The organism is Serratia sp. CY47280 (assembly GCF_052168655.1).
Lineage (GTDB): Bacteria > Pseudomonadota > Gammaproteobacteria > Enterobacterales > Enterobacteriaceae > Serratia > Serratia bockelmannii.
The window spans coordinates 1-534 of record NZ_JBJNMG010000021.1; the positions used below are offsets into that span (position 1 = coordinate 1).

The following is a 534-nucleotide window of genomic DNA, read 5'->3' on the forward strand; positions in this document are numbered from 1 at the left end:
AATATCTTTAGGTAAGGAGGTGATCCAACCGCAGGTTCCCCTACGGTTACCTTGTTACGACTTCACCCCAGTCATGAATCACAAAGTGGTAAGCGCCCTCCCGAAGGTTAAGCTACCTACTTCTTTTGCAACCCACTCCCATGGTGTGACGGGCGGTGTGTACAAGGCCCGGGAACGTATTCACCGTAGCATTCTGATCTACGATTACTAGCGATTCCGACTTCATGGAGTCGAGTTGCAGACTCCAATCCGGACTACGACATACTTTATGAGGTCCGCTTGCTCTCGCGAGGTCGCTTCTCTTTGTATATGCCATTGTAGCACGTGTGTAGCCCTACTCGTAAGGGCCATGATGACTTGACGTCATCCCCACCTTCCTCCAGTTTATCACTGGCAGTCTCCTTTGAGTTCCCGGCCGAACCGCTGGCAACAAAGGATAAGGGTTGCGCTCGTTGCGGGACTTAACCCAACATTTCACAACACGAGCTGACGACAGCCATGCAGCACCTGTCTCAGAGTTCCCGAAGGCACCAA

General features: G+C 52.1%; 1 rRNA gene. It reads right to left on the reverse strand.

Annotated features, from left to right (window positions below):
• Positions 1-12 precede the first annotated feature (12 nt).
• A 16S ribosomal RNA gene (locus tag ACJ8J4_RS24745) occupies positions 13-534 on the reverse strand; the annotation flags it as partial.